The 5,213-nt window shown below is 43.4% G+C and carries 7 protein-coding genes and 1 pseudogene; 7 read left to right on the plus strand and 1 reads right to left on the minus strand.

Annotation, left to right across the window (positions count from 1 at the left end; translation table 11 throughout):
- The first annotated feature begins 79 nt into the window (after positions 1-79).
- The 3 genes and pseudogenes from QUA47_RS31145 to QUA47_RS30180 all read left to right on the plus strand — a co-directional run.
- Positions 80-169, plus strand: coding sequence for a histidine kinase dimerization/phospho-acceptor domain-containing protein (locus QUA47_RS31145; RefSeq protein ID WP_445302561.1), 90 nt, complete (start codon positions 80-82; stop codon positions 167-169).
- A 144-nt stretch (positions 170-313) separates the two neighbouring features.
- Positions 314-532, plus strand: coding sequence for a hypothetical protein (locus QUA47_RS30175; protein WP_333433526.1), 219 nt, complete (start codon positions 314-316; stop codon positions 530-532).
- A gap of 102 nt (positions 533-634) precedes the next feature.
- A pseudogene (locus tag QUA47_RS30180) lies at positions 635-901 on the plus strand (ATP-binding protein); the annotation flags it as partial.
- Here QUA47_RS30180 and QUA47_RS30185 read toward each other — a convergent pair.
- Positions 894-1,583, minus strand: coding sequence for a CPBP family intramembrane glutamic endopeptidase (locus QUA47_RS30185; protein ID WP_333433527.1), 690 nt, complete (start codon positions 1,581-1,583; stop codon positions 894-896). The pseudogene QUA47_RS30180 and the gene QUA47_RS30185 overlap by 8 nt on opposite strands.
- Before the next feature lie 364 nt (positions 1,584-1,947).
- Between QUA47_RS30185 and QUA47_RS30190 the strand changes: the two genes are divergently transcribed.
- From QUA47_RS30190 to QUA47_RS30205, 4 genes are all read left to right on the plus strand, one after another.
- Positions 1,948-3,537 carry an Hsp70 family protein gene (locus tag QUA47_RS30190; RefSeq protein WP_333433528.1) on the plus strand — a complete coding sequence of 530 codons (1,590 nt, stop codon included), beginning with the start codon at positions 1,948-1,950 and terminating at the stop codon, positions 3,535-3,537.
- Positions 3,538-3,940: 403 nt separating this feature from the next.
- The gene (locus QUA47_RS30195; RefSeq protein ID WP_190663754.1) at positions 3,941-4,597 is read left to right on the plus strand and encodes an ester cyclase; all 657 of its coding nucleotides are present in this window, start codon (positions 3,941-3,943) and stop codon (positions 4,595-4,597) included.
- Positions 4,598-4,715: 118 nt separating this feature from the next.
- The gene (locus QUA47_RS30200) at positions 4,716-4,859 is read left to right on the plus strand and encodes a hypothetical protein (RefSeq protein ID WP_333433529.1); all 144 of its coding nucleotides are present in this window, start codon (positions 4,716-4,718) and stop codon (positions 4,857-4,859) included.
- 73 nt (positions 4,860-4,932) lie between these two features.
- Positions 4,933-5,148, plus strand: coding sequence for a DUF1963 domain-containing protein (locus QUA47_RS30205; RefSeq protein WP_333433530.1), 216 nt, complete (start codon positions 4,933-4,935; stop codon positions 5,146-5,148).
- The last annotated feature ends 65 nt before the right edge of the window (positions 5,149-5,213 follow it).

Raw genomic sequence — 5,213 nt, forward strand, 5'->3', positions numbered from 1 at the left:
AGGTACTGGAATAATAATGAATCCTCCTGTATTTATTGTTTTAAGCACTGCCTAGCCCTTAACTGAACCGTATTGCAATATGAGCCACGAACTCCGCACACCTCTGAATGCGATTATCGGGTCCTGTGAAATGTTAGAAGAGGAAGCCTTCGACCTGAATTGTGAATAATTAATTCTGAGTTAACAAAAAATTAATAATGCAAGCCAACATTTGCTATCTGTCATTAATAATATTTTTTAGATTTATAAAATTGAAGAGGGAATAATAAACTTCTACTTATAAAGCTGGGAAACTTCGACGGAAATCCACCTGGTGGCTACGATTAAACCTTTGATTGACAAAAATGGCAATGTTTTAACACTCAAGTATCCGCCAGATATCTACCCGGTTTATACTAAAGTTACTAAGATTTATCAGTGTGTTTTAAACCTGCTGAGCAATGCCAGCCAATTTACCGAATCTGGGAAAATTACTTTAGAAGTAAGCCGCTTTAGACGGAATAAGGAAGAGGAAAGGGGGAAGTCAGAATAAAAATTTAGTTCTCTGGGAGAGGAACACGTAGAATCGGATGTTTTAGGTTTAGAAGGGAAGCGAGAAGGAGAAAAAAGGAAGAAAGAATCAGAATCTGATATTTCGGCTGGTGAAGAATGGATTAGTTTCAAAGTCAGCGATACTGGAATTGGGATGAAGGCAGAGCAAATTGAGGGAGTATTTCAAGCTTTTACGCAAGCGGACGAGTCTACTACTCGCAGGTACGGCGGTACGGGTTTGGGACTCGCAATCGCCCAGAAATTCTGTCAGATGATGGGGGGAGATATTAGTCAGGAGAGCGAGTTGGGAAAAGGGTCAATTTTTACTGTAGAATTGCCGGCGATAGTCGCTGAAACAGCAGCTAGTTAAAGAGGATTTGCCAACCAATAGTTGCTAGGGCTAAATCTGCGATCGCGTGGCTGATATAACTCGACCAAAGCGAACCGTAAGTCAGAGAAGAGTGCGACCAAATTATCCCGGCGGCGAAGACAGCTAAGGAGCCTAATATCACAGCCTGCCAGTCGCTGTAAGCGGCTATTACAAAAATGTGGTGGAGCGTGAAAAATAGCGAACTCAGGAATATTGCTTTTGTTCCCGGTATGAGAATCTGGCACTTGTTGCAGACAAACCACCGCCAAGTAAATTCTTCGATCAATGAGTTAACTAGCACAAAATATGCTTCAACAATCAAGTAAATATTAGCGCTGCTAATACCTAATTGGTACGATTTTTCTTTAGCAACTACAGGATCGAGCCAGTGCTGGCCAAAAAGGCTATAGATACCCAGAATTACCGCAAACATGAATATTCCCCAAGTAGCTCCAGCCAGCAATTCTTGGCGCTTGGGCAGGGATAAACTGAGCTTTTTGCGATCGACAAAAACAGACCACGCGATCGGAAAAACCAGCAACCAAAGTTGACCAAAGACTGAGAGTGTTTGTCCCCAGCGTCCCGGGGCAATATACAAGGCTGCTATGATACCAATACTAGCCGCAGGGACAAGCAGTGTTAGAGCCAATAGTGCTGATTTGCGATCGCTCATGTCCAGCATTTTTCACGCTTCCTTTGAAAATAGGATTGATATCAAAGGTAAAAGCTTGGCGGCGGCGGACAGGTGAGATCACTTTAAAAAAAAATGCAACTGTAGACCCGTACTCCAAACCCTTATGCAGTCACTTATTCCAAAGCTTTTAAGCTAAAATCTAAAATGGTATGAGTGTTGTGACTATTATAAAAGTGGCGCTTATTTGTTGCAACGAAAAATATGCAGTTGCACAAAATGGAAGACTCCGCTACTAAAGCAGTTTTGGTTGCAATAAAGTATTTATCCAAGCAGAATTTGATCATCTATTTGCATTTGGGCCTCCAAATACCATAATATGATTTAATCCCTCGTAGCTGTGTATTTTGGCTGAATGGCGATCGCAATTGATTTTGGAACTAGCAACACCGTCGTCGCTCGCTGGAATCAAGTCCTCCAGCAGCCCGAAACTTTGAAATTACCGGGATTGTCGGCAATCTCGGCTCAAAACCCGCCCCTAATTCCCAGTTTACTCTACGTTGAGGACGCTGCGGCAAATAAAGTAATACTCGGTCAGCAAGTCCGCGACAGAGGCCTTGATTTGAGTGGAGATTCTCGGTTTTTCCGCAATTTTAAGCGGGGAATTGGCACTTCTGTTCAGGGTTTTGTGCCGGAACTTGACGGGCAACTTATTACTTTTGAACAAGTAGGTGAGTGGTATTTGAGCCAAATTGTGAACTCAATTCGCGAACTGCCTTTGCCGATCGATTCTTTGATTTTTACTGTACCGGTAGATAGTTTTGAAGCTTACCGCCATTGGTTGGGCAAAGTGTCACAATATCTGCAAGTAGAACAGGTGCGGATGTTGGACGAACCTACGGCGGCTGCTTTGGGTTACGGTTTGGCCGATCGCGAAAATCTGTTAGTCATTGATTTCGGCGGCGGAACTCTAGACCTTTCTTTGGTGCGTTTGGACGCTTCCTCCGACAAAAAGCCCCTCGGTTTTATTCTGAAGTGGGGCGAAAAGCTATTAGCTGAATCTTCAGCGCAAAAAACAAAAGTTGCCCGGGTTTTGGCTAAAGCCGGACAAAATTTAGGCGGTTCTGATATTGATAATTGGCTGGTTGACTATTTTGTTCAAACAAAAGGGCTGGCAAAATCTCCGATTACAACGAGATTGGCAGAACGGTTAAAGATTCAGTTGTCTTTAGTGAATCAGGCAGTTGAGGTTTATTTTGATGACGAAAATTTTGAGAGTTACGAATTAGAATTAGACCGAACTCGTTTTGAATCTATCCTCGCTGAACATAAGTTTTTTGAAAAACTCGACGAGTGCATGAATCAAGTATTGCAGCAAGCGCGGCGCCAAGGCTTAGAAATTGGGGATATCGATGCAGTTTTGCTAGTTGGCGGTACTGTACAAATTCCCGCTGTCGGGCGTTGGGTGCAGCAATATTTCGATCAGGCAAAAATTCGCTGCGACAAACCCTTTGAGGCGATCGCCCAAGGTGCTCTGCAACTGAGTCAAGGCATAGAAGTCAAAGATTTTCTCTATCACAGTTACGGAATTCGCTACTGGAACCGCCGCGAAAATTGCCACAGTTGGCACAGTTTAATTAAATCCGGCCAGTCCTATCCGATGAGCGAACCGGTAGAATTAGTCTTGGGAGCTTCTTTAGAAAATCAGCCGAGTATAGAATTAATTATCGGCGAATTGGGAGCGGAAACTGGGGGCACGGAGATATATTTTGACGGCGACAGGCTAATTACTCGCCAACTCGCGGGTCAAACATCGGTACAGCCTTTAAATGATAGAGAAGGAGCACGCAGCATCGCTCAATTGACGCCGCCTGGGTATCCGGGAAGCGATCGCATCAAAATCTTCTTCCGCGTTGATGAACAGCGCTTTTTGCGAATTACCGTGGAAGATTTACTGACAAATCAAACATTGTTAGAGGATAAACCCGTGGTGCAGTTAAGTTAAGGATAGACTTTAGATAATTTGGTAGATAATTCGGCTCTTGAAATCCCTGCATAGAGTCAAACTTTAGTCCTAGCAGAGGGGGACTAAGAAATTACTGGTTTACTGGTTCCCAGGCTCTTCCTAGGAATGCAGATCCGGAGGAAGAGCCTCGAATTTTCCGGCTCAGAAAGCGAGGCTCTTCCTCTGGACATCGCTTCCCAGGCTCTTCCTAGGAACCAGTTAGTTTTTGGAGATGTCTATTGGAGACGACAACCTATGCAGATAGTTAAGTTTAAGTCTGCGGAGGCTTGACATGGCGACAATTTTCGTGTATGTTATTTGAAATCCACCCGCCTCAAAACCGCCAGTCTTTCATTGTAGTATCAAGATTTTTATTAACCCAAATCCTAGGAGATTAACAGGTATGAGTACAACTCCCGGCTTACCCCTCTGGGTGCAAGATAGAGAAGAAGTTCTGAAACAGGATGAGGGAGTAGAATGGCGGGACGGGAATCGTCCCAACTATTCTCGCACTAATGCTTTCTTGGAAAAGGAAAAGAAACACAATCATGCCGAAGGGTCTTTGAATGCGATCGCCTATAATTTGGTGAGAACATTTGAAATGGAAGCATCCTTCAAAACCAATCCCCAACAATGGATCTCTGTAGTTACGGATAAATTCCGTATGAGCACTAATGGAGGAAAAGAATACACAGCCCAAGAAGTTGTAGATCAGGGAACCTATAATCTCTTTCTAGAAAACTCAGAGCACTACCGCGCCTCTGATGAAACCTTTCAATCCTCCTACAACCTCTTTCACACAGCTTTTCCCGATGGCTTTCTCTGGGAATTAGTCGAAGTCGTTGCAGGGCCTCCTAACGTTGTGTTTAAGTGGAGACACTGGGGTACTTTTAGGGGATCTTACAAAGATCATCAAGGGACAGGAGAAACTATTGAAATTATTGGTCTTAGCATTGCTAAAGTCACAGAGGATTTAAAGATTGAGTCTGTAGAACATTTCTTTGACACCAATAATTTCTTAACAGGGTTAACGACCGGAGGATGTCCCGTAAGTCATTAATCAAAGGAAGAGGTCATATCGTTGCCGCTGGCATCGAATCATACATAATTGTTCGAGTTGCAGTGCAAGCGTCTCCGTCGCTATAAGTAGCGAAAGCGAGGGAGACGCTCGCTTTCGCTTGACGCCGCCTGGGTATCCGGGGAGCGATCGCATAAAAGTTTTGTTCCGCGTTGACGAACAGCGCTTTTTGCGAATTACCGTGGAAGATTTGCTGACAAATCAAACATTGTTACAGGATAAACCCGTGGTGCAGCTAAGTTAAGGATAGACTTGACAGGTAAGGTGCGCTTCGACGCACCCTACGGATTGCCTTCATAACAAATTGTTAAAAGCAGATGAATTATAAACTAGAATTTCCACTCTCTCCCGAATTAGAAAAGTATCGCGACAGAATCGAAGCTACCATTAAACCTTACATCGAAATTCAAACCCAGAATAATGATGACGTTAATTGGTGGCAGAGTAAATTTGGGGGATTGCCCTATTTACCTAAAGGCTTTGAGTATCCAAAAACTGCTGACGGTAAATATTTATTCTTGCTAAGTAGGTAGGCGGTAAAAAACCTATCTATGTAACAAAACATTAAGTTACCTAATTGGAGTTAAACTTAAGACGT

Origin of the sequence: Microcoleus sp. MON2_D5 (genome assembly GCF_036701905.1) — a bacterium.
Classification (GTDB): Bacteria; Cyanobacteriota; Cyanobacteriia; order Cyanobacteriales; family Microcoleaceae; genus Microcoleus.

Coding starts and splice junctions, on each gene's coding strand:
- QUA47_RS31145 (WP_445302561.1), top strand. CDS start 80: ATGAGCCACGAACTCCGCACACCTCTGAATGCGATTATCGGGTCCTGT.
- QUA47_RS30185 (WP_333433527.1), bottom strand. CDS start 1,583: ATGCTGGACATGAGCGATCGCAAATCAGCACTATTGGCTCTAACACTG.
- QUA47_RS30190 (WP_333433528.1), top strand. CDS start 1,948: ATGGCGATCGCAATTGATTTTGGAACTAGCAACACCGTCGTCGCTCGC.
- QUA47_RS30195 (WP_190663754.1), top strand. CDS start 3,941: ATGAGTACAACTCCCGGCTTACCCCTCTGGGTGCAAGATAGAGAAGAA.
- QUA47_RS30205 (WP_333433530.1), top strand. CDS start 4,933: ATGAATTATAAACTAGAATTTCCACTCTCTCCCGAATTAGAAAAGTAT.